Consider the following 21,261-nt stretch of genomic DNA (forward strand, 5'->3'; position numbering starts at 1 on the left):
TAGCTTGGAGCTGTCGTGTAAGAGGTTTTGAAGATGGCCGAACGTCTCAGTAACGACTTTCAATTCATCGATGTCGGGCGCAAAGATCCGAAGAAGAAACTGTTGCGTCAACGCAAGAAAGAGTTCGTCGAGATCTACGAACCGTTCAAACCCCAGCAGTCGGCCGATCAGGCCCACCGCTGCCTGGGTTGCGGCAACCCGTATTGCGAATGGAAGTGCCCGGTGCACAACTTCATTCCCAACTGGCTGAAGCTGGTGGCCGAGGGCAACATCCTTCAGGCCGCCGAGCTGTCGCACCAGACCAACACCTTGCCGGAAGTCTGCGGCCGCGTGTGCCCGCAAGATCGTCTGTGCGAGGGTGCCTGCACCCTTAACGACGGCTTCGGCGCGGTGACCATCGGTTCGGTCGAGAAGTACATCACCGACACCGCGTTCGCCATGGGCTGGCGCCCGGACATGTCCAAGGTCAAGCCGACCGGCAAACGTGTCGCGATCATCGGTGCAGGCCCGGCGGGTCTCGGTTGTGCCGACGTGCTGGTGCGTGGCGGCGTAACTCCGGTGGTGTTCGACAAGAACCCGGAAATCGGCGGTCTGCTGACCTTCGGTATCCCCGAGTTCAAGCTTGAGAAGACCGTGCTGAGCAATCGTCGCGAAGTCTTCACCGGCATGGGCATCGAGTTCCGTCTGAACACCGAAGTCGGCAAAGACGTGACCATGGAACAACTGCTCGCCGAGTACGATGCGGTGTTCATGGGCATGGGCACTTACACCTACATGAAGGGCGGTTTTGCCGGTGAAGATCTGCCGGGCGTTTATGACGCACTGGACTTCCTGATTGCCAACGTCAATCGCAACCTGGGCTTTGAAAAGTCGCCGGAAGATTTCGTCGACATGAAAGGCAAGAAGGTTGTGGTACTCGGCGGCGGCGACACGGCGATGGACTGCAACCGCACGTCGATCCGTCAGGGCGCCAAATCGGTGACCTGCGCTTATCGTCGTGACGAAGCGAACATGCCCGGCTCGCGCAAAGAGGTGAAGAACGCCAAGGAAGAAGGCGTGAAATTCCTCTACAACCGCCAGCCGATCGCTATCGTCGGTGAAGACAAGGTCGAAGGCGTGAAAGTGGTCGAGACCCGTCTCGGCGAACCGGACGCCCGTGGCCGTCGCAGCCCTGAGCCGATCCCGGGTTCCGAAGAGATCATCCCGGCCGACGCCGTGGTTATCGCTTTCGGTTTCCGCCCGAGCCCGGCGCCGTGGTTCGAACAGTTCGAGATCCAGACCGACAGCCAGGGCCGCGTCGTTGCGCCTGAGCAAGGTCAGTACAAGCACCAGACCAGCAACCCGAAAATCTTTGCCGGTGGCGACATGGTGCGCGGTTCCGACCTGGTGGTGACGGCGATCTTCGAAGGCCGCAATGCCGCCGAAGGGATCCTCGATTACCTGGGCGTCTGATTACATTTCAAGCTGAAGTGCGATCAAAAATGTGGGAGCGAGCCTGCTCGCGAAAGCGGTCTGTCAGCCAACTTAAATGTTGGATGTGCCGGCCTCTTCGCGAGCAGGCTCGCTCCCACAGTTGTTTTTGGGGGCTGCAAATTCTGCATTCCAGCGCAATAAATTGACCCGATAGACAAAAGGCTGACCTGCATCCGTGCCTTTTGCGTCGCGCTCTGAGAAAATGCCCGCACTTTTTTTCCGGATGCCGACATGACTGCCCTGAAGAACGACCGTTTCCTCCGCGCCCTGCTCAAGCAACCCGTTGACGTCACCCCGGTGTGGATGATGCGCCAGGCCGGCCGCTACCTGCCGGAATACCGCGCCAGCCGCGCCCAGGCCGGTGATTTCATGAGCCTGTGCATGAATCCGGAATTCGCCTGCGAAGTCACCATGCAACCGCTCGACCGCTATCCACAACTGGACGCGGCGATCCTGTTTTCCGACATCCTCACCATCCCCGATGCCATGGGCCAGGGCCTGTACTTCGAGACCGGTGAAGGTCCGCGCTTCAAGAAAGTCGTCAGCACCCTCGCCGACATCGAAGCCCTGCCGATCCCGGATCCGCACAAAGACCTCGGCTACGTGATGGACGCAGTCAGCACCATCCGTCGCGAACTGAACGGTCGCGTGCCGCTGATCGGTTTCTCCGGCAGCCCTTGGACCCTGGCGACCTACATGGTTGAAGGCGGTTCGTCGAAAGACTTCCGCAAGACCAAAGCGATGCTCTACGACAACCCGCAAGCCATGCACCTGCTGCTGGATAAACTGGCGCAGTCGGTGACCTCGTACCTCAACGGCCAGATCATGGCTGGCGCGCAAGCGGTGCAGATTTTCGACACCTGGGGCGGCAACCTGTCGGCGGCGGCGTATCAGGAGTTCTCGCTGGCTTACATGAAGAAAATCGTCAGCGGCCTGATCCGCGAACACGACGGGCGCAAAGTACCGGTGATCCTCTTCACCAAAAACGGCGGCCTGTGGCTGGAAAGCATCGCCGACGCTGGCGCGGATGCACTGGGCCTGGACTGGACCTGCGACATCGGCAACGCCCGCGCCCGTGTTGGCGATAAAGTGGCGCTGCAAGGCAACATGGACCCGACCGTGCTCTACGCCAAACCGGAAGCGATCCGCACTGAAGTCGGGCGCATTCTGGCCAGCTACGGCAAAGGCAGCGGTCACGTATTCAACCTTGGCCATGGCATCACGCCCGAGGTTGATCCGGAGCACGCCGGTGCATTCCTGCGCGCGGTGCATGAGTTGTCGGCGCAGTATCACGAGTGACCGACGCCCAGCTCTAAATTCTGCAAAACAAAAACGCCCGGCTTATGCCGGGCGTTTTTGTTTCCACGATTCAATGTCGGACACAGATCAACTGTGGGAGCGAGCCTGCTCGCGAAAGCGGTGGATCAGCAAACTTTGCATCAACTGACAAAACGTCTTCGCGAGCAGGCTCGCTCCCACATGGGTTTTGTCTCAGGCTTTGACACCCTGCAGCGGCGGTAATTTCGCCAGCTTCAACGCCACCAACAGCGCCACCAGCAACAGCGCGCCGATGAACAAGCCAATCCCGTTCCATCCGCCCAAGTGCCAGAACACCCCGCCTGCCGTGCCGGCAATGCTCGACCCGGCGTAATAGCTGAACAGATACAACGACGACGCTTGCCCCTTGGCCTTGATCGCGCGGCGGCCGATCCAGCTACTCGCCACCGAATGCGCGCCAAAGAAACCAAAGGTGAAAATCAGCATGCCGACGATCACCAGTAGCAGCGGCGTAAACATCGTCAACGCAAGGCCGGCAAACATCAGCGCAATGGTCGCCCACAACACTTTGCGTCGCCCCAGTTTGTCCGCCAGCGAACCGATCTTCGCCGAGCTGTAGATCCCCGACAGATACACCACCGACAGCAGACCCACGAATACCTGATCAAGGTTGTACGGCGCCGCCAGTAAGCGATAACCGATGTAGTTGAACAGGGTGACGAATGCACCCATCAGCACGAATGCCTCCAGAAACAGCAACGGCAGACCGGCATCGCGAAAGTGCATGGTAAAGCCGTCGAGCAAACTGCGCGGGTGCAGCGAGCGTGAGCGGAAGTTGCGCGACTCGGGGAGGATCTTCCAGAACACCGCTGCGGCAATCATCGCCAGACCACCGATCACCAGCATCGCCGTGTGCCAGCTGACGAAGTCGATCAACACGCCGGTGATCAAGCGCCCGCTCATCCCGCCAATCGCGTTGCCGCCGATGTACAAACCCATCGCCAGGCCAATGTGTTGCGGGTGAATTTCTTCACTCAGATAGGTCATCGCCACCGCTGCCAGACCGCTCAGCGACAGCCCGATCAGCGCACGCATGATCAGCACGCCTTCCCAACTCGGCATCATTGCACTGGCCATGGTGCACAGCGCCGCTGCGAACAGCGCAGTCACCATCACCGGTTTGCGCCCGACCCGATCGGAAATCGGCCCGGTGATCAGCAGGCCGATGGCGAGCATGCCGGTGGCCACCGAGAGGATCAGGCTGCTTTGCGCCGCGTTGATTCCGTACTCGTGGGACAGCAGCGGCATCATCGGCTGCACGCAATACAGCAGGGCAAACGTCGCGAAGCCGCCGCTAAACAGCGCCAGCACCGTGCGCATGAACATCGGCGTGCCTTTTTCGATGTAGATCTCTTGTAGCTCGGCGACGACATCGTCCGCCGCAGCAGGCGGGACTTCATGGGCAAGGGGTGCGACAGCAGTTTTCACTTCAGACCTCGGAGGGCACGGCCAGGCAGGCAATGAAAAAATCATATAGCTGGCTAATGTTTCTATCCAATATATTGTTCGACCTGTTTGATAGCTTTAACGACCTAATGGGGTTTCCATGGAATTGCGTCATCTGCGCTACTTCATCGCCGTCGCCGAAGAACTGCACTTTGGCCGCGCCGCACAGGTGCTGGGTATCTCGCAGCCGCCGCTGAGCCAGCAGATTCAGGCGCTGGAACAGGAAGTCGGCGCGCGGCTCTTCGAACGGACCAATCGTCGGGTCGAGTTGAGCGAGGCTGGTCGATTGTTCCTCGAAGAGGCGCGCTTGGTGCTGGCGCAGGTTGATAAAGCAGCGGACGTCGCCCGGCGTGCGCAGCTCGGTGAATTGGGCGAGTTGAAGATTGGTTTCACCTCGTCGGCGCCGTTCAACTCGACCATTCCGCAGGCGATCTTTTCCTTTCGTCAGCGTTTTCCGGCGGTGCATCTCAACTTGCGTGAGATGAGCAGTACCCAAGTCGCTGAGGGCCTGGTGGATGAGTCAATCGAGGTCGGCATCATGCGCCCGCTGGGTTTGCCCGATTCGCTGAGTGTGGTTGAGTTGATGCGCGAGCCGCTGGTCGCCGTGCTCGGTTCCAAGCATCCATTGGCGCAGGGCAGTGAAGAAGGCCTGTTCCTCTCGGCCCTGGCACTGGAGCCGTTTGTGTTCTTTCCGCGCAGCTACGGCAGCGGGCTGTATGCGCAATTGCTGAGTCTGGCGCGCGATGCCGGGTTCAGCCCGCACTTCGCCCAAGAGGCGGGAGAGGCAATGACCATCATTGGTCTGGTCGCAGCGGGGCTTGGAGTTTCGGTGCTGCCGGCGTCTTATCAGCGGATGCGCATCGACGGCGTGGTCTACCGGCCGTTGCTTGATCCGGAAGCGGTGTCGGCGGTGTGGCTGGTGCAGCGCAAGGATCAGAAATCGCCGATGGCCAAGGCGTTTGTCGACCTGCTCACGCGCAAGGTTGAACCTTCAAAGGCGTGATTGCTGCGCAATCAAATCGCGAGCAGGCTCGCTCCCACAGGGGAACGCATTCCAAGGTGGGAGCGAGCCTGCTCGCGAAGGCGTCGGCCCAAACATCACCGATTTCAGGGCAACCGCACCAAATCCCCCCTCAACGCCACCCGCGTGACAAAAATCCCCGCCCGGCACTCGTACGTATTCAAATCCTTGCGCACATGCTGGTCGTAATAGCTGACGATATTGACCACCGCATTCGCCCCGACCCGCTTGGCATCGGCCTGCAACTTGATCAGATTCGACTGCAACACCCACTCGCAGGAGTTGTGGTCACTCTTGTTGAAGCCGTTGGTCTTCAAATCACTGACCACTCCACGGCGCAATAACTGCTGAGTCCCCTGCGGCCCATTACCGAGCAGATAGAACTTCACACTGCCATCCAGCCGTCCGGCGCGAATCGCGTCCGACAGCACGGTTTCGAAGGGCATGTACATGAGATTGGTGGCGTGGCTGGCGCTGGGCAGTAGCGTGAAAAACGCAGCGGCGATCAGGGCTTTCACTTGCATGGTCATCTCCTTGACGTAGCGATGAACATTCGCTGATTCAAAGAGTGTAGACACCGTGCATCTGCTACAGAGAAAACAGTGTGGAGTATGTGTAGCTCAAGGGCTACACTTCAGCCATGACTGAGATTCTTCGAAGTTCTACATTTTCCAACTGGCTTTTAAAGTTGGCTGATAGTCGCGCCAGGATGCGTATTCAGGTGCGAATTGATCGTATGGCTGACGGAAATTTTGGCGATGTCAAAGCCATCGGTGAAGGGCTCAGCGAAGTCAGAATTGACTATGGCCCCGGATATCGAGTCTATTTCATGCAACAAGGTCGGCAAGTGGTCATCCTCCTTTGCGGCGGAGACAAGAGCAGCCAACCCCGAGACATCAAGCAAGCCAGGCTCATCGCGGAGTCCTGGCAGGAGCAAAACCCATGACCGAAAAATTCACTCGTTGGGACTCAGCCGAGTACCTCAAGACAGAAGAGGACATGGCTAACTATCTGGACGCCTGCATGGAGGAGGCTGGAGATGACCCGGCTTTTATCGCCAAGGCACTTGGCACCATAGCGAGAGCGCGAGGCATGACTCAGGTCGCACGTGACGCAGGGTTGTCCCGAGAGAGCCTCTACCGCGCACTATCAGGTGAAGGAAACCCCGAGTTCGGAACAATCCTGAAAGTGGTGAAGGCGTTAGGGTTGAAGTTACACGCCAGTACTTGATCCGGGCTGAATGACAAAGGGCGCCGAATGGCGCCCTTTGTCGTTTCTACAATCCCATCAATCCACGTGCGCCAAGTCCCCGCGCAACGCCACGCTCGACACCACCATCCCCGCGCGGCACTGGAATTTCTCGGTGTCTTTGTAGAGGTCGCGCTGGTCGACACTGGCGATGTTGATCACCGCGTTGGCGTCGGCTTTCTTCGCGGCATTCTGCAAGGTGGCCAAGGCCGACTGCAGGGCCCAGAAGCAGGCGTCTTCGTCGGACTTGTTCGAGCCGTTGGTTTTACGGCTGCTGCTCACGGTGTCGAGTTTGCGCACCTGTTTTGGCAGCGTTTCGCCGGCCAGGTAGAACTTCACGCTGCCGTCGAGCAGGCCGGCGTCGGTGGCGCGTTTGACGCCTTCACGGAAGCTCAGGTAGGTCGGCTCGTCGGCGCCTTGTTTGACGATGCCCAGGTCGTTGACGAACTCGATGTCCGGGTTGATCGACAGCTCTTTGAGCACGTTGTCGCGCAGGCGGTTGACCCAGCGGTTGTAGTTGCCGTGGATCTTGCCGTCCTTGGCATCGAGGCCGTAGCTGCTGCGGTAGTCGATTTCGAACGAGGTCGGGGTGAACGGGATGTCGACTTCGGCGTGATGACGACCGCGCACGGTGATCGCCGCTTTGATCATGCCCGGACGTACCGATTGCACGACCCACTGGCGATCGTTCAGCGCAGTGACGATGGCGCGGCTCATTTGTGACTGGGTAAAGCCGAGGTTCGGCGAGAACTCTTCCTTGGCGTTGTACACCGGTTTGCTGGTGCAACCGCCGAGCACAAAAGCCAGTGCCAACAGAGCGGCGATGCGGTGAAACTGAGTCATTCCCTTCACTCCAAAGGTGTTGCGGTCAGTGCCAGCGGCGGAAAATCAACGAGGTGTTGACGCCACCAAAAGCAAAATTGTTGTTCATCACGTAGTCGTGATGCATCTGGCGGAATTCGCCGCGCAGGTAATCGAGTTTGCCGCAGTGCGGATCGACCTCGTCGAGGTTGAACGTGTGCACGTACAGGTCGCGGTTCATCATCTCGATGCTGAACCACGACTCCAGCGCGCCGCAGGCGCCGAGGGTGTGGCCGAGGAAACTCTTCTGCGAGCTGATCGGCATGCGCTCGCCGAACAAACTGCTGGTTGCCAGTGTTTCGGCAATGTCGCCCTGTTCTGTAGCCGTGCCGTGACCATTTACATAACCGATGGCATCCGGCGTCAGGCCGGCGTCTTCCAGCGCCAGTTCCATTGCACGACGCATGGTCACTTGTTCCGGGCGTGTGGTGTGCTGGCCGTCGGCGTTGCTGCCGAAGCCGACGATCTCGGCGTGGATGTGCGCACCGCGGGCGAGGGCGTGCTCCAGCTCTTCGAGGACCAGCATGCCGCCGCCTTCACCGATCACCAGACCATCGCGGCCCTTGTCGTACGGGCGCGGGCTGGTCTGTGGCGCATCGTTTTTCAGGCTGGTGGCGTAGAGCGCGTCGAAGACCATGGCTTCGGTCGGGCACAGCTCTTCGGCGCCGCCGGCGAGCATCAGCGGCAGGCGCCCGAACTTGATTGCTTCGTAGGCGTAACCGATGCCCTGACTGCCGCTGGTGCAGGCGCTGGACGTCGGGATCAGCCGCCCGGTCAGGCCAAAGAAGATGCTGATGTTGGCGGCGGTGGTGTGCGGCATCATTCGCACGTAGGAGTTGGCATTGAGGCCTTCGGCGACCGAGTTGAGCAGCATATTGCCGAACGCTTTGATCTCGTCGGTGCTGCCGGTGGACGAGCCGCAAGCGACGCCCATGCGCCCATCCTTGATCGATTCGTCACCGAGCAAACCGGCGTCAGCCAGGGCGTTTTCTGCCGCACGAACCGCCAGCCGCGATACCCGGCCCATGCTGCGCAGTTGCTTGCGGGTCCAGTGCGCAGGCACTGCAAAATCATCGATCGGCCCGGCCAGACGCGTGTTGAGTTCGCTGAAGCGATCCCACTCGTCCATCCGGCGGATGCCGCTGCGGTTGGCCGCGAAATTGCCGGCGATGGTCTCCCAGTCACTGCCCAGCGAGGTGATGCCGGCCATGCCGGTGACGACGACGCGCTTCATCAGCACAAGCCTCCGTTGACCGCCAGGACCTGGCGGGTGATGTACGAGGCTTCCGCCGACATCAGGAAATTCACTGCACTGGCCACCTCTTCCGGGGTGCCCATGCGTTGTGCGGGGATCATTTTCATCAGTTCTTCCACCGGCACGTTTTCGTCGAGCATCGCCGTGTCGATCAGGCCCGGCGCGACGCAGTTAACCGTGATTTTGCGCTTGCCCAGTTCGATCGCCAATGCCTTCGCCGCGCCGATCACGCCGGCCTTGGAGGCGCTGTAGTTGACCTGGCCACGGTTGCCGATCAGTCCTGACACCGAGGTGATGCAGACAATGCGACCAGCGGCGCGGCGGCGGATCATCGGCATCATCACCGGGTGCAGCACGTTGTAGAAACCATCTAGGTTGGTGCGCAACACCACGTCCCAATCGTCGTCACTCAGAGCTGGAAACGCACCGTCGCGGGTCAGGCCGGCATTCAACACAACACCGTAATAGGCACCGTGGCTTTCGACGTCGGCTTCCAGAATGGTTTTGCAGGTTTCGCGATCGGCAACATCGAATTGCAGAATGCGCGCGTTGCGCCCCAGCGCTTCGATTTCCGCCTGAACGCCTTGCGCCTCAGTCACGCCGCTGCGGCAATGCAGGACGATATCGTGCCCGGCCTGCGCCAGACGCAAGGCAATGGCGCGGCCGATGCCACGGCTGGAGCCGGTGACCAGTACGGATTCAGTCATCGTTCGACTCCTGTGTCTGTTGCAGATATTGAGTAACCTGGGGCGGGCGGAACACGTTCAGCCGCGCGCTGGCGTGGATGCCGGCGCCGTGGATATGGCATTCGAAGACGCCCATGCCGTTGTCGTCTTCCAGCGAGCGCAGACCATGGATGGTCAGATCGCTACCGGCGGGAAAGGCTTCGACGTTGCACTCGAACTTGCGTGTGCCGAGCAGAAAACCCAGCTCCACCGGGTTGCCTTTCTGCCGCGCGTGGCAGCCGGCAAATGCGGCGACGCTCTGTGCCATCAGCTCGACGCCGACCCACGCCGGCAGGCTGCCATCGGGCAGGCTGAACAAGCCTTCGGGCTTGACCGTGAGGCGGGTGAAAATCTGCTCCTCGTCAAAGCTGAGGATGTTGTCGATCAGAATCATGTCGCCCGCATGGGGCAGCAGTTCGGCGAGCGGCCAATCAGTCATGGGGCGTCTCCGATAATCAGGCTGACGTTGTTGCCGCCGAAGGCAAACGAGTTGCTCATCAGGTAGCGGGGTGCAATGGACGTCAGGCGCTCGCTCGCGGTCACCCACTTCAGCGGTGGCAGCGCGGGATCGGCCTGAGCGTCCCAGACGTGCGGCGGCAAGGCGTGATCGGGGTTGTCGGCGCTCAGGCTCAACCAGCAGAACGCCGCTTCCAGAGCACCGGCCGCGCCAAGGGTGTGGCCGGTCATCGGTTTGGTCGACGAGCACGCGACGCCTTCGGGAAACAGCGCGGCAACCGCTAGGCTTTCCATGGCGTCGTTGTGTTGGGTAGCGGTGCCGTGCAGGTTCAGGTAGTTGATCTGCGCTGCTTGCAGGTGCGCGTGGCTCAAGGCTTTCTGCATCGCTTGCAGGGCGCCGCGCCCGGTCGGCTCAGGGGCGGAAATGTGATGCGCGTCGGAACTGGCGCCAGCGCCAAGCAAGGCAATGGCCGGGCCTTCGCCTTGCTTTTTGCTCATCACGAACAGCACCGCCGCTTCACCGATGTTGATGCCGCTGCGGTTGGCCGAGAACGGATTGCAGCGCTCGTCGGATATCGCTTCGAGTGACGAGAAACCGTTGAGGGTCAGTTTGCACAAACTGTCGACGCCGCCGCACAGCACCGCGTCGCACAGGCCCAGATCGAGCAAACGCTGAGCGCTCATCAGTGCCCGGGCGCTGGAGGTGCACGCCGTGGAAATCACATAGGCCGGGCCGCTCAGTTGTAGCCAGTCGGCAAGGAAATTGGCCGGGGCGCCGAGTTCCTGTTGCCGATAGTCGTATTCCGCCGGGAACTGCTGCTCGCGAATGTAGTGCGCCAGACCACGGCTGGCCTCGTCGATGCCGGAAGTGCTGGTGCCGAGCACCACACCGATGCGCTCGCGGCCGAAGGTCTGGATCGCTTGATCGATGTCATCGCGAATCTGCAACGCCGCTTCCAGCAGCAGTTGATTGTTGCGGCTGCGCTGATCGGCGAGTTCTGCCGGGATCGGCGCCAGTTCGCCCTGGACGGCAGCGACGGGCAACTCACGCTCCGCCACCCAGCCGGACTCGCGGCGCATGCCCGAGCAGTCGCCGGCGAACAGGTTGCGCGCGACGGCTTGCTTGTCGCGGCCCAGCGCGCAGATCACGCCGAGGGCATTCAGGTAAGCGGTCATGGTGTCGGTTCACCCAACGGAGAAACGCGGTAGTGCGGGCCTTGGGGCAGGTTCAATTGAAAGCTCAACGGTTGTGAATAGTGAATATCCCAGCGCGCAGGCAGCGAGCGTTGCTGACCTTGTTGTTGCGCGGAGGGGTAATTGCGCAGCAGCTCACCGGACGGGGTCAGGGCGAACAGCAGCGCGGCGAACAATTCCCGCGCTTCCGGATTCGGTGGCAGCAGACCATCGGCTTGCCAATGGCCGTCGATCAGTTGCTGACGTGCCTGGGGAATACCCAGCGGATCCATCATCGACCAGCGGATGCCCGGGCCTTCACGCTGGATCACCAGCAGCCAGTCCTGGCGTTGTTCGGCTTGCTGGCGTTCGATGTGCAGTTGCAGCGGCAGGGGCAGCGTCGGGTTGCCCGCAGGCAACGGCGCCTGGCTGGCGCAGGCACTCAACAGAAGCATCACGCCGACCACAAAAAGTCGCAGCGCTGCGGTCACTGTGGGAGCGAGCCTGCTCGCGAAGACGCCGGCACATTCAACAAAGAGGCTGGCTGACCCACCGCTTTCGCGAGCAGGCTCGCTCCCACAGGTTATGTGTCGCATCAACGATCACCTTCAAGCGGTTTACGCGCGACAACGTTCACCAACGTCTCTTCACGCTCACCAAACGGTTTCGGCTTGCGCACCCCGAACCGCTCCAGCAAGCCAAAATCCTTCGACCGGCTCCACCACAGATACGGGTAGGAAACATTGCATTCGCCAAACTCAAACCCCTGCCCACGAATCATCTGCAGATACTGCGCCGCACTCTTCTGCACATGCATCGGATGGCGGAATAGCCAGCGAATCACCCACGTATCAATGTAAGCCTCTGTGGATTCGGCGAACAGCAGATAGCCACCCGGTTTCAGCACCCGATAAAACTCGGCCAGCGCTTTTTCCTGCTCGACCAGATGGTGGAACGTCTGGTGACAGAACAGCAGATCAACACTGGCGTCCACCACATTGAGCGTCGCGCAATCACTACCGATCAGCTCTACATCGAGGCCCAGACGCGTCGCTTCTTCAGCGCTCAACTCCAGGCTATGCGGATCGGCGTCAACACCGATCAAACGCTGTGGCGCAAAGGTCTGGCGCAGATGACCGAACGACTTGCCCTGACCGCAACCGGCATCCAGCAGCACCGGATTTTCCGGCAGGGCGTCACTGAACAACCCGCGCAAATCGTTGATCGCCACGCGCAGCACATGGTGCTGCCAGGTGTGGCTGCGCAGGAACCAGAAACCAAAGCGGGTTTCCTCGACGTAGCTGTCGCTCAAGTAATTCATGTGGCGTCCTTTGCACAGAGTTCGGAAATCATCTTCAAGCGGCGGCGGGCTTCGCTGACGAACGGGTTGCGCTCATCCCAGGCGTAGCCGGCGAGGATCGAACAGATCATCCGACGGATTTCCGCCTGACTGTCTTCATAGAAAATCACGTCCTGAAAGGTGCCGGCGTACCAGCCCTCTACGTAGCAGCGAAAGGTGTCGACGCCGCGCTTGAGCGGCTCGGCGAATTCGCTTTGCCAGTCGACGGTTTCGCCCTGCAACTGACGGTGCAAAACCGCTGCCGCCATGCTCGCCGAGCGCATGGCGATGGTCACGCCGGAGGAAAACACCGGGTCGAGAAATTCCGCCGCGTTGCCGAGCAGCGCGAAGCCTGGACCATGCAGGGTTTTCACATTGGCGGCGTAACCGCCGAGGGTGCGCGCCGGGGTGTCCCACACAGCATTGGTCAGTACGCCGGCAAGGCTCGGGGTTTCGGCGATGAAACTGCGCAGGCAGGCATCCAGATCGCTGTCACGGCCGTTGAAATGCTCTTGCGCGGCGACCACACCCACCGAGCAGCGTCCGTTGCTGAACGGGATCGTCCAGAACCAGATATCGCGGTGTTCCGGATGGGTGGTGACGAGAATTTTTTCGCGGTCGAATGCCGGGTTGTCGATGTGATCCTCGACGTGGGTGAACACCGCTTGGCGCACCGGAAAATTCGACGGTGCTTCCAGATCCAGCAGTCGCGACAGGACACGGCCATAGCCGCTGGCATCGAGGACGAAATCCGCTTCGACGCGGTACTCACTGCCGTCCTCGCGGCGTACGTCGAGCAACGGTATTGTCCGCTCGAAATCGACGCTGACGATGGCATCGCCGTAGCGGATTTCCGCGCCCTGCAACGCCGCTTGATCAGCCAGCAGTTTGTCGAAGTCGGCACGTTGCACCTGGAACGTGGTCGGTTTGCCGCCGGTAAAGGTGTCACCGAAATCGAAGGCGCTGTAACGCTCGCCCCAGGCGAATGCGGCGCCGGTCTTGCGCTGGAAGCCGGCGGCATTGACGGCGTCGAGCATGCCGGCCTCTTCGACGAAATCCAGGCAATGGCTGAGCAGGCTTTCGCCGATCGAAAAGCGCGGAAAGTGCTGGCGCTCGATCACCAACACATCGTGGCCCTTGCGCCTGAGCAACGCCGCTGCGATAGCGCCGGACGGGCCAGCGCCGATGATCACGACCTGACGGGATTCCATTTCAACGATTGGCACGTGAGCTCCGGGACAGAGGCTGTTGCAGATTCAAAGGCGCGCGATGCAGGCCGATCAGGGCCGGTAGCAGCGTCGCGATCAGGCCCATCAGCATCAGCGCGAAGTACAGCGCCGGTGTGATCAGCTGTTGTTGCAAGAGCAGATTGAGAAAGACGATTTCGCTGAGGCCACGAATATTCAGCAGCACACTTTCGCGCCAGCGGCTGGCGCCTTCGAACGAGGCGCCGGCCCAGCCGAGGCCTAGCCAGTTGCCGAGCAGTTTACTGGCAATCGGTAACAGCAATAGCGCCGCCCATTGCAGCGGACCAAGGCTGGAGAGGGCGCTGTGCACGTCGATCTGCACGATGCCGAACGTCAGAATCAGCGGAATCGCCAGCCACGTCTGCAAACGGCTCATCCAGCGCGCCGGCAATGGCAGCACCAATGGCACTTTCAGCGCGGCCATGCACAGCAGATAGCCGATGCCGAAGATCAGCGCGTTGAGTTTGTAATGCTCGGCCATCACCAGCAGCGCGAAGAAACCGAGGCTGTAAGTCAGCGGTCGACGCACAGCGAACAGATGCAGCAACAGCGGCACGCACGCGAGGCCCAGCGGCAGTAACAGACTGCTCAGGTGCAGACTGCCCTGAGCGAGGCCGAACAATGTCCAGCAGGTCAGATCAATGAGGATCGCGGTCTGCACCAATCGGCGCGTGGCGGCCGGCGGATAATCGATGTGGCGCAGATACAGGTACAGCACCGGGATCGCGGTAATCGCGAACACCAGACCGATGGCTAGCGAGTTGAGCCACGGTTGCGTCGGCAGTAGCCAATACGCAGCGGCAAGACCACAGGCGAACGGCACGAGGAAACTCGGCACGGCGATTTTCACGCTCTGACGATCGAGTTTCAGATCGATCACATCACTGAGGATATGCCCGAGCAGCAGGGCAAAACTCAGGCTGTAGAGGTTTTTCAGCCAGTCTGGCGCGATCAGCTCGGCGCCGCTGAGCTGCCAGCCCGGCTCGATCCAGAAGTACATCAGCAGCGGCAAGCCGAAGCTCGCCAGCAGCAACTGGCTGACGATCGGGATCAGGCCGAAGTGGCGCCCGATACGAGTGGCTACGGCGAACAATGCCAGGGCCAGCAGCCAGAAACCGGCGACCATCATGCCGCTGGCTCCGCGACTGTCGCGGTGTGTTCGTGGCGCCCGGCCCAGGGTGCGAGCATGAAGCTGAAGGCCAGACCGAGGCTCACCGACAGACCGAAATTGCTCACCGCCGGCGTGCTGGAAACCGCCAGCAAACCAAACGACAACCATGTCGTCACAGCGGCCAGCAAGGTACCCAGCAAGCTCACCGCCGCACCACCCACTTGTTCGCGCATGAGAATCGCGTAATCGACGCTGATCGCCGTCACCAGCAGCAGGCCGAACAGGCTGAACAGGGTCAGCGGCTGACCGAGCCAGCCGAGACTGGCGAGGCTGCACAAAGCGGCGAGCAACGGCAGGGCGACAATGCGCAGCGCGCCGCCGAGACCAAAGGGCAGCATCAGCACCAGCACGATCAACACACAGGAGGCGAGTTTCAGTTCAGCAGCGCTGATCTGCGTCGCGGCAAACACTTCATTCAATTCGCCAAGGCGGTCGACCAGCATCACTCCCGGCAAATCCAGCGCCTGCACCCGTAGCAGCGCCGGGTTGTTAAAACCTTGCAGGCTGGTCATCGCCGCCACGCCGTTTTCGCTCGGGCCGAGCCAAAGCATGCGATAAGGCTCGCCAAGTGGGCCAGCCAATGCCGCGTCGATGTCTTCAGCGGGCACGGTCTGCAGCTGTTGCAGTTCGCTTTGCAGGGCGGCGAGCGGTACACCGAGGTCTAGCAGTGGCTGCCAGTATTGCGGCAGTTTGTTCAGCGCCTCGCGCACCTGTTCTTGCTGGTTCGGTGGGCTGACCAGTTGATCGAGGGCCAGATAACCCTGCAGCTTGTCGAGGTTGACCAGTTGCTGCAGACGCTCGCTCAGCGCGGCCTGCCGCTCGAGCAATTGCTGCTGATTGTCTGCGCGCACGAGGAAAAACTGGCTGGTCGGCTGATAGCCGGTGATGCGCGCGATGGCCTGCGCTTCGTCGGTCAGATGTTGCGGTGCGCCGACCCATTGGCGGATGTCATTCTTGCTTTGCAGCTGCACCAGGCCGCCCACGCAGAAGGCGATCAGCAGCGCCAGCAACACTGGCGTGCGTACCCGTTCGAGGAGTTTTTCGCGCAGATTGACCAGGCGCTGGGCCAGATGCAACGGCCATTGTGCGGGCCGCAGTTCGACGTTGTTCAGTAGCGCCGGCAGCAGGCAGACGGCCGACAAATACGCACCGAGCAATCCTGCGGCAGAGAACACTGCTATTTGCGTCAGCGCCGGGAACGGCGTCCATGCCAGCGCCAGATAACCGATGGCGCTGGTGATCAGGCTCAGGGTCAGTCCGGACAAGGTCAGGCGCAAGGCTGGCCAGCTGCGCCACGGCTTCAGGCTCCAGCTCTTCGACAAATAGTGCAGCGGGTAATCCACGGCCACGCCGATCAGGCTGGAACCGAGCACCAGCGTCATCACATGCATATGGCCGAACAGCGCCACACAGGCCACCGCGCCAAACAACATGCCGACCAGTACCGGCACGAACGCCAGCAACACGCGCCAGCGGCGGAAAGCGAGCAACAGCAGCAATAGAATGCCGACGGTGGCGCCGCCGCCGACCCAGGTCATTTCGCGAGTGGCTTGCTGCTGACCGTTGGCCGCATACAGCAAGCCGCTGGCGGCGAGCAGTTGCACGTCGGATTTCGCGGCTTGATCACGGCTGTGTTGCAGCAGTGCCGCGACTTGCAGTGGCAGGTTCATGTCGAAGGCATTGCCGGTGGTGCGTGCGCGCAGCAGCACCCAGCTCTTGCCGTCGGCATCGGCAATCAACGCGCCGCTGCCGATGTCCAGTTGTACCGAACCGTGTTGCGGTTGACTGTTCTGGATGCGCCCGGTCAGGCCCAGCCAATCGTCCTGACTCGGCACCAGACTGAAACCGCTGAACGGGTCGAACAGGGCCTGTACGCGTTGCTGAATGAAGGCGTCGGGGTGTTCGATCAGCAATTGCCGGTCGTCCGCCGAAAGCATCGCCAGCCGCCCTTGCAGCAGTTGCGTGCGCAGGGCGGGGAGATCCGCTTGCAGGTTCCACTGCACTTTCTCGAACAGACCGCTGGCCTGCCATTGCTCGCCCAAAGTCTGCGCCATGGCCACCGCTTGCTGGCGATCGGCGTGGCCGACCAGCACCAGCATTTCGCGGTTGAGCGGTTCCTGCATACGCTGCTCGGCGCGCTGTTCAAGGGCATCCGGGTGAGTGCCGGGCACCAGCTCCATCAGGTTCGCTGATAGCGGCGCACCGTCGCGCCATTGCCAACCGGCCAGCGCGACAACGGCCAGCAGCAGGATCAGAAACAGCCAGGGCAGCCTGCGTTCACTCGGCAAAGTCATGTTGCTCCGCGTCGCTCAACGGTTGACTGGCGTTGCTGTCCTGCATGCGCAGCACGGTGCTGTCGCCTTGGGTTTCCAGCAATTCGATGGTCTGCACCAGCGCGCCGCCGTCGATATTGATCTGGTTGAACACTTGCTTGAGCAACAGCGAGCGCGGGGTCAGGGTCAGTTTCCACTGTTGTGCATCGCCGCTCAGCGCCAGTTCGAAATCCCGTTGCAGGCCACTGCTGTCACCTTGCAGTACGGCGAGGAACAAGCGGTTCTGCTCGGCCCCGGCGCTCTTGTTCGGCAGCAATTGCCAGCCATTGCCGTCACGCCGGGCGATGCCTTTGGCGCTGATGCGGTAATCCTGTTTCAGCGGCGTTTTCAGCAGCCAGAGCAGGCCGTGGTTTTTTGCCAGAACAAAACTGCCCTTGCTGATCAGTGGCTGCGGTAATGCACGCAGGTGTTTTTCCTGGATGAACTGGCCGTGGATCACGTCCGGTTTCGCCAGTTGTTCGCTGAGCTGTTGCAGGTCGAAGGCGTTGGCCAGCGACGACACGGCCAGCAGCGCCACTGCGCCAAGGCTTTTGAATAACAGGTTCATCGCAGCATCCTTTCCACGGCATCGGTGAAGACCTTTGGCGAAGCCAGTTGCATCTCGCGACTGCTCACTTCAACGGCGACCTGCACCGAGCTGGCGCGGGTCAGGCGCTCGCCGGTTTGCAGGTCGGTGATCAGGTAATTGATCTTCAGCCGGTTTTCCCACTCGACCAGACTGGCGCGCACATTCAGGCGCTGACCGAACACCGCGCCACGCACGTAGCGCAGTTGCAGGTCGATGATCGGCCAGGCGAACCCGGACTCGAGCATCTGCGTGTAGTTGTGGCCGATCTTGTCCAGCAGCGCGCAACGCGCCACTTCCAGATACTTGACGTAATGGCCGTGCCAGACGACGTGCATGGTGTCGACGTCAAAAAACGGCACAAGGATTTCGGTGTCGGCGTGGAGCACTCCGGCGCTACGCATGCAGCCTCCAGTGTTGCGCGGCGATGCGTTGCAGGCACAGGCGCAATTCGCCTTCCAAGGCGCGGTCTTCGATCACCGGCGGGAAGTCTTTGGCCAGTTCTGCGTGCATCGCTGCCAGCGACGGTGGCAACGGCCGGGCATCTTCGGCTTGAGCACGCAGCCACACGCCCTGGTTGGCGGCGAGCAATGTCGCGGCAGCGACCTGTTCGGTCAGCTCCAGCACACGGATCGCATCACGGGCGGCAATGGTGCCCATGCTGACTTTGTCCTGGTTGTGGCACTCGGTGGAGCGCGAGAACACGCTGGCCGGCATGGTGTTTTTCAACGCTTCGGCGGTCCACGCGCTAGTGCCGATCTGCACGGCTTTGAACCCGTGATTGATCATCGCGCTATCCGCCGGCGCGCCGGAGAGATTGCTCGGCAGACCGTGGTTGTAACGCTCATCCACCAGCAAGGCGAGTTGACGATCGAGCAGGTCGGCGACGTTGGCCACGAGGTTTTTCAGGCTGTCCATGGCGAACGCGATATGGCCGCCGTAGAAGTGCCCGCCGTGCAAAACGCGCTCGGCTTCGGCGTCGATGATCGGGTTGTCGTTGGCGCTGTTCAGCTCGGTTTCGATGAACGAACGCAGCCAGTTCAGGCTGTCGGCCAACACGCCGAGCACGTGCGGTGCGCAGCGCAGCGAATAGCGATCCTGCAGGCGATGCAGCGGTGCGGTCGGCGCGTCGATCGCCAGATCCTTGCGCAGCCACGCGGCGACCTGCATTTGCCCAGGATGCGGTTTGGCGGCGAACAGGCGCTCGTCGAAGTGCTCCGGATTGCCTTGCAGTGCGACCACATTGAGCGCGGTGATGCGCGTGGCCAGTTGCAGCAGATAGTCGGCACGGGCGAAGGCCAGGCAGGCGAGGCCGGTCATCACTGCGGTGCCGTTCATCAGCGCCAGCGCTTCTTTCGGGCGCAGTACCAGCGGCGCCCAGCCGAGTTCGCGATGCACGTCGGCCGCCTGACGGCGTTCGCCACGGAACATCACTTCGCGCTCGCCGGAGAGTGTCGCGGCGACGTAGGACAGCGGCGTCAGATCGCCGCTGGCGCCGACCGAACCTTCTTCAGGAATCAGCGGCAGGATGTCGTATTCGAGAAACGCGTGCAGACGTTCGAGAAGCTCTACGCGCACACCGGAAACGCCATGGCACAACGACTGCAAACGCGCCGCCAGCACCGCGCGGGTGGCTTGCGCATCAAGCAGTTTGCCCAGCCCGCAACCGTGGAAGGTATAGAGGTGACGCGGCAACGCTTCAACGTGATGCAACGGCACCGCGACCACGCAGGAGTCGCCGTAACCGGTGGTCACGCCGTAGATCACGCCTTCCTTGTCCAGCAGCGAATCGAGGAACCGCGCGCCCTTGGCGATGCGCTCGCGATAATCGGCGTCGCTCTGCAACTGCACGGGCGCCTGACGGTTGGCCAGGGCCAGCACGTCTTCGATGCGCAAAGGGCGTTCGCCGAAGGTTACCGGCTCATGGGTTGGCGTCGTCATCGGTCTTCCAGAAAGGGTAAAAGTTGAACCATTGTTGCGGCGCTTCGAGGCAATAGTGACTCAGGCGCTGCGCATAGCGGGTGGCCCACTGATGAATGACCTGCTCGCGCTCACTGCGCTTCCATACCACGGCGTCGGCGAAGGGCTCGAGGGTCAGACGATAGTGACCGTCCGGCTGCTTGAGGCACATCAGCAGATTGACCGGGCATTTGAGCAGACCGGCGAGCAGCCATGGGCCTTGCGGGAATGGCGCCGGATGGCCGAGGAAATCGACGGTCACACTGCGCCCGCCATGCAGCGGCACGCGATCGCCGGCAATCGCCAGCCACTCGCCGCGCTCCAGCCGTTCGTGCAGTTGCAGCATGATCACCGGGTCGAGTTCGCTGACCTGAATCAAACGCAGATTGGTCGCTCCGGCTTCACCGAGCAGGCGATTGAATTGCTCGGCGTGCTTGGTGTGCACCAGCACATTCATGGTGACCTTTTCGCCGATCTCCGCCAGTGCGCGGCAGACTTCGAGATTGCCCAGATGCGCACCAACCAGCAGTTGCCCGCGACTGCCGCGCAACTGATTGCGCAGCAGCGCCGGGTCAATGATTTCGATCTGCTCGATGCGCAGCTTGCCGTTCCACACGTCAAGCTTGTCGAGCATCGAATCGGCGAAGGCCATGAACTGACCGAACACCCGCCGATGCGTCGGGCGCAACGCGTCGCGCTGACTCCATGCGGCCAGGCGTTGCTGGTATTGCCAGGCGCTGTGTCGTGCGGTGCGGCCGAACAGGAAAAAGTACAGGACGATGCCGTACAGCAACGGGCTGAGCAGGCGTCGCCCGAGGACCTTGGCGGCGAACGCGGTGAATTTCATCAGCAGGAAACTGCCGCGTTCCTCGCGGTCAGCCCAGTGCTTCTTGTCGGTCTCGCTGGTCATGTTCGCCACCGCCGCCAGAGGATCAGCGGGAAGCGCAGCAACATGCCAAGAAACAGCCGTGTGTGCATGCTGGAAATCAGTGCGTTGTCGTGGAACAGACGAAAGTGCGACACGCCGTCCAGCGGGTAGTGCACGCTGGTTTGCAGCCAGCGCATCGGCTGATTGCGCCACGACAGGCGCACAAGAATGTCCGAGTCGAAATCCATGCGTTTGCCGACTTTCGCCGAGTCGATCACTGCCAGCGTCGGCGCCAACGGATAGACACGAAAGCCGCACATCGAATCGCGGATCTGCAGCGACAGCGTGTTGACCCAGACCATCACGTGGGTCAGGTAGCGCGCGTACAAACGGCCTTTCGGCACGCTCTCGTCGAACAGCGGATAACCGCAGATCATCGCCTCGGGATGGGCGCGGGACTCGTTGACGAAACGGGCGACGTCTTGCAAGTCGTGCTGGCCGTCGGCGTCGACCTGCAATGCATGGGTGAAGCCCAGCAGCGCGGCCTCGCGAAGGCCAGTCATCACCGCGCCGCCCTTGCCTTGGTTGGCGGTGAGGCGTACCAGATACACGTTGTCGCGTTCCGCCAAACCGTCGAGCACCTTGGCGCAGGACTGGGTGCTGGCGTCATCCACCAGAATGCACGGCAGATTTTGCGCGAGCAGAGCATCGACCACAGTACCGATGGCAGTTTCGTGGTTATAAACCGGGATCACTGCACAAGGATTATGCATATCGGTGATC

22 protein-coding genes are annotated in these 21,261 nt (G+C 61.3%); 5 read left to right on the forward strand and 17 right to left on the reverse strand.

The window, feature by feature from the left end; all coding sequences use genetic code 11:
* The first annotated feature begins 33 nt into the window (after positions 1–33).
* Together HU718_RS03095 and hemE are read left to right on the forward strand one after the other, a co-directional pair.
* Positions 34–1,452, forward strand: coding sequence for an FAD-dependent oxidoreductase (locus HU718_RS03095; protein WP_039757038.1), 1,419 nt, complete (start codon positions 34–36; stop codon positions 1,450–1,452).
* 252 nt (positions 1,453–1,704) lie between these two features.
* Complete coding sequence (gene hemE / locus HU718_RS03100; protein ID WP_016983859.1) at positions 1,705–2,772, forward strand: uroporphyrinogen decarboxylase; 1,068 nt, start codon at positions 1,705–1,707, stop codon at positions 2,770–2,772.
* Positions 2,773–2,964: 192 nt separating this feature from the next.
* Here the strand turns inward: hemE and HU718_RS03105 are convergent, their stop codons facing one another.
* Positions 2,965–4,239, reverse strand: a complete 1,275-nt coding sequence (locus HU718_RS03105) for an MFS transporter (protein WP_186612988.1) — start codon at positions 4,237–4,239, stop codon at positions 2,965–2,967.
* Positions 4,240–4,357: 118 nt separating this feature from the next.
* Here HU718_RS03105 and HU718_RS03110 point away from each other — a divergent pair, with 118 nt between their 5' ends.
* A complete protein-coding gene (locus HU718_RS03110) occupies positions 4,358–5,260 on the forward strand; it encodes a LysR family transcriptional regulator (RefSeq protein ID WP_016983863.1) in 903 nt (300 codons plus the stop codon).
* Positions 5,261–5,364: 104 nt separating this feature from the next.
* Here the strand turns inward: HU718_RS03110 and HU718_RS03115 are convergent, their stop codons facing one another.
* On the reverse strand, positions 5,365–5,802 hold the full coding sequence (locus tag HU718_RS03115; protein ID WP_186612986.1) for an excinuclease: 438 nt from the start codon (positions 5,800–5,802) through the stop codon (positions 5,365–5,367).
* 116 nt (positions 5,803–5,918) lie between these two features.
* Here HU718_RS03115 and HU718_RS03120 point away from each other — a divergent pair, with 116 nt between their 5' ends.
* Together HU718_RS03120 and HU718_RS03125 are read left to right on the forward strand one after the other, a co-directional pair.
* Positions 5,919–6,224, forward strand: a complete 306-nt coding sequence (locus HU718_RS03120) for a type II toxin-antitoxin system RelE/ParE family toxin (protein ID WP_102899512.1) — start codon at positions 5,919–5,921, stop codon at positions 6,222–6,224.
* Positions 6,221–6,508 (forward strand): addiction module antidote protein, encoded by a 288-nt coding sequence (locus tag HU718_RS03125; protein WP_038360089.1) that lies wholly within the window; start codon positions 6,221–6,223, stop codon positions 6,506–6,508. Before HU718_RS03120 ends, HU718_RS03125 begins: the two co-directional genes overlap by 4 nt.
* Before the next feature lie 57 nt (positions 6,509–6,565).
* Here HU718_RS03125 and HU718_RS03130 read toward each other — a convergent pair whose 3' ends face one another.
* The 15 genes from HU718_RS03130 to HU718_RS03200 all read right to left on the reverse strand — a co-directional run bounded on the left by HU718_RS03130 (position 6,566) and on the right by HU718_RS03200 (position 21,251).
* Positions 6,566–7,369, reverse strand: a complete 804-nt coding sequence (locus HU718_RS03130; RefSeq protein WP_150708724.1) for a hypothetical protein — start codon at positions 7,367–7,369, stop codon at positions 6,566–6,568.
* 25 nt (positions 7,370–7,394) lie between these two features.
* The gene (locus HU718_RS03135; RefSeq protein WP_016983866.1) at positions 7,395–8,621 is read right to left on the reverse strand and encodes a beta-ketoacyl-ACP synthase; all 1,227 of its coding nucleotides are present in this window, start codon (positions 8,619–8,621) and stop codon (positions 7,395–7,397) included.
* A complete protein-coding gene (locus HU718_RS03140) occupies positions 8,621–9,349 on the reverse strand; it encodes a 3-ketoacyl-ACP reductase FabG2 (RefSeq protein ID WP_150708723.1) in 729 nt (242 codons plus the stop codon). Before HU718_RS03140 ends, HU718_RS03135 begins: the two co-directional genes overlap by 1 nt.
* Positions 9,342–9,806, reverse strand: a complete 465-nt coding sequence (locus tag HU718_RS03145; protein WP_186612983.1) for a hotdog family protein — start codon at positions 9,804–9,806, stop codon at positions 9,342–9,344. Before HU718_RS03145 ends, HU718_RS03140 begins: the two co-directional genes overlap by 8 nt.
* Positions 9,803–10,999, reverse strand: a complete 1,197-nt coding sequence (locus HU718_RS03150) for a beta-ketoacyl-[acyl-carrier-protein] synthase family protein (RefSeq protein ID WP_186612982.1) — start codon at positions 10,997–10,999, stop codon at positions 9,803–9,805. Before HU718_RS03150 ends, HU718_RS03145 begins: the two co-directional genes overlap by 4 nt.
* The gene (locus tag HU718_RS03155; RefSeq protein WP_367617180.1) at positions 10,996–11,451 is read right to left on the reverse strand and encodes a hypothetical protein; all 456 of its coding nucleotides are present in this window, start codon (positions 11,449–11,451) and stop codon (positions 10,996–10,998) included. The genes HU718_RS03150 and HU718_RS03155 overlap by 4 nt, the downstream gene beginning before the upstream one ends.
* A 140-nt stretch (positions 11,452–11,591) precedes the next feature.
* Positions 11,592–12,317 carry a class I SAM-dependent methyltransferase gene (locus HU718_RS03160; protein WP_150708720.1) on the reverse strand — a complete coding sequence of 242 codons (726 nt, stop codon included), beginning with the start codon at positions 12,315–12,317 and terminating at the stop codon, positions 11,592–11,594.
* Entirely contained in the window at positions 12,314–13,561 is a 1,248-nt protein-coding gene (locus HU718_RS03165) for an NAD(P)/FAD-dependent oxidoreductase (RefSeq protein ID WP_186612978.1), read from the reverse strand. Before HU718_RS03165 ends, HU718_RS03160 begins: the two co-directional genes overlap by 4 nt.
* Positions 13,548–14,711 carry a cation:proton antiporter gene (locus tag HU718_RS03170; protein WP_186612976.1) on the reverse strand — a complete coding sequence of 388 codons (1,164 nt, stop codon included), beginning with the start codon at positions 14,709–14,711 and terminating at the stop codon, positions 13,548–13,550. Before HU718_RS03170 ends, HU718_RS03165 begins: the two co-directional genes overlap by 14 nt.
* The gene (locus tag HU718_RS03175) at positions 14,708–17,047 is read right to left on the reverse strand and encodes an MMPL family transporter (RefSeq protein WP_186612974.1); all 2,340 of its coding nucleotides are present in this window, start codon (positions 17,045–17,047) and stop codon (positions 14,708–14,710) included. Before HU718_RS03175 ends, HU718_RS03170 begins: the two co-directional genes overlap by 4 nt.
* Positions 17,031–17,633: an outer membrane lipoprotein carrier protein LolA gene (locus tag HU718_RS03180; protein WP_150728911.1), complete on the reverse strand. Its 603-nt coding sequence runs from the start codon at positions 17,631–17,633 to the stop codon at positions 17,031–17,033. The genes HU718_RS03175 and HU718_RS03180 overlap by 17 nt, the downstream gene beginning before the upstream one ends.
* Positions 17,630–18,055: an acyl-CoA thioesterase gene (locus tag HU718_RS03185; protein ID WP_110719524.1), complete on the reverse strand. Its 426-nt coding sequence runs from the start codon at positions 18,053–18,055 to the stop codon at positions 17,630–17,632. Before HU718_RS03185 ends, HU718_RS03180 begins: the two co-directional genes overlap by 4 nt.
* Complete coding sequence (locus HU718_RS03190; RefSeq protein WP_186612972.1) at positions 18,048–19,592, reverse strand: HAL/PAL/TAL family ammonia-lyase; 1,545 nt, start codon at positions 19,590–19,592, stop codon at positions 18,048–18,050. Before HU718_RS03190 ends, HU718_RS03185 begins: the two co-directional genes overlap by 8 nt.
* Positions 19,573–20,520: a lysophospholipid acyltransferase family protein gene (locus HU718_RS03195; RefSeq protein ID WP_186612970.1), complete on the reverse strand. Its 948-nt coding sequence runs from the start codon at positions 20,518–20,520 to the stop codon at positions 19,573–19,575. The genes HU718_RS03190 and HU718_RS03195 overlap by 20 nt, the downstream gene beginning before the upstream one ends.
* Positions 20,517–21,251, reverse strand: a complete 735-nt coding sequence (locus tag HU718_RS03200) for a glycosyltransferase family 2 protein (RefSeq protein ID WP_186612968.1) — start codon at positions 21,249–21,251, stop codon at positions 20,517–20,519. Before HU718_RS03200 ends, HU718_RS03195 begins: the two co-directional genes overlap by 4 nt.
* Positions 21,252–21,261: the final 10 nt, after the last annotated feature.

This window comes from Pseudomonas tensinigenes (assembly GCF_014268445.2).
Lineage (GTDB): Bacteria > Pseudomonadota > Gammaproteobacteria > Pseudomonadales > Pseudomonadaceae > Aquipseudomonas > Aquipseudomonas tensinigenes.

Bases quoted from the DNA above. Each gene is read 5' to 3' on its own strand.
- HU718_RS03095 (WP_039757038.1), top strand. From the start codon at position 34: ATGGCCGAACGTCTCAGTAACGACTTTCAATTCATCGATGTCGGGCGC.
- HU718_RS03190 (WP_186612972.1), bottom strand. From the start codon at position 19,592: ATGACGACGCCAACCCATGAGCCGGTAACCTTCGGCGAACGCCCTTTG.
- HU718_RS03125 (WP_038360089.1), top strand. From the start codon at position 6,221: ATGACCGAAAAATTCACTCGTTGGGACTCAGCCGAGTACCTCAAGACA.
- HU718_RS03140 (WP_150708723.1), bottom strand. From the start codon at position 9,349: ATGACTGAATCCGTACTGGTCACCGGCTCCAGCCGTGGCATCGGCCGC.
- HU718_RS03120 (WP_102899512.1), top strand. From the start codon at position 5,919: ATGACTGAGATTCTTCGAAGTTCTACATTTTCCAACTGGCTTTTAAAG.
- HU718_RS03200 (WP_186612968.1), bottom strand. From the start codon at position 21,251: ATGCATAATCCTTGTGCAGTGATCCCGGTTTATAACCACGAAACTGCC.
- HU718_RS03155 (WP_367617180.1), bottom strand. From the start codon at position 11,451: ATGCTTCTGTTGAGTGCCTGCGCCAGCCAGGCGCCGTTGCCTGCGGGC.
- HU718_RS03180 (WP_150728911.1), bottom strand. From the start codon at position 17,633: ATGAACCTGTTATTCAAAAGCCTTGGCGCAGTGGCGCTGCTGGCCGTG.
- HU718_RS03170 (WP_186612976.1), bottom strand. From the start codon at position 14,711: ATGATGGTCGCCGGTTTCTGGCTGCTGGCCCTGGCATTGTTCGCCGTA.
- HU718_RS03195 (WP_186612970.1), bottom strand. From the start codon at position 20,520: ATGACCAGCGAGACCGACAAGAAGCACTGGGCTGACCGCGAGGAACGC.
- HU718_RS03110 (WP_016983863.1), top strand. From the start codon at position 4,358: ATGGAATTGCGTCATCTGCGCTACTTCATCGCCGTCGCCGAAGAACTG.
- HU718_RS03175 (WP_186612974.1), bottom strand. From the start codon at position 17,047: ATGACTTTGCCGAGTGAACGCAGGCTGCCCTGGCTGTTTCTGATCCTG.
- HU718_RS03130 (WP_150708724.1), bottom strand. From the start codon at position 7,369: ATGACTCAGTTTCACCGCATCGCCGCTCTGTTGGCACTGGCTTTTGTG.
- HU718_RS03145 (WP_186612983.1), bottom strand. From the start codon at position 9,806: ATGACTGATTGGCCGCTCGCCGAACTGCTGCCCCATGCGGGCGACATG.
- HU718_RS03185 (WP_110719524.1), bottom strand. From the start codon at position 18,055: ATGCGTAGCGCCGGAGTGCTCCACGCCGACACCGAAATCCTTGTGCCG.
- HU718_RS03115 (WP_186612986.1), bottom strand. From the start codon at position 5,802: ATGCAAGTGAAAGCCCTGATCGCCGCTGCGTTTTTCACGCTACTGCCC.
- HU718_RS03160 (WP_150708720.1), bottom strand. From the start codon at position 12,317: ATGAATTACTTGAGCGACAGCTACGTCGAGGAAACCCGCTTTGGTTTC.
- hemE (WP_016983859.1), top strand. From the start codon at position 1,705: ATGACTGCCCTGAAGAACGACCGTTTCCTCCGCGCCCTGCTCAAGCAA.
- HU718_RS03135 (WP_016983866.1), bottom strand. From the start codon at position 8,621: ATGAAGCGCGTCGTCGTCACCGGCATGGCCGGCATCACCTCGCTGGGC.
- HU718_RS03150 (WP_186612982.1), bottom strand. From the start codon at position 10,999: ATGACCGCTTACCTGAATGCCCTCGGCGTGATCTGCGCGCTGGGCCGC.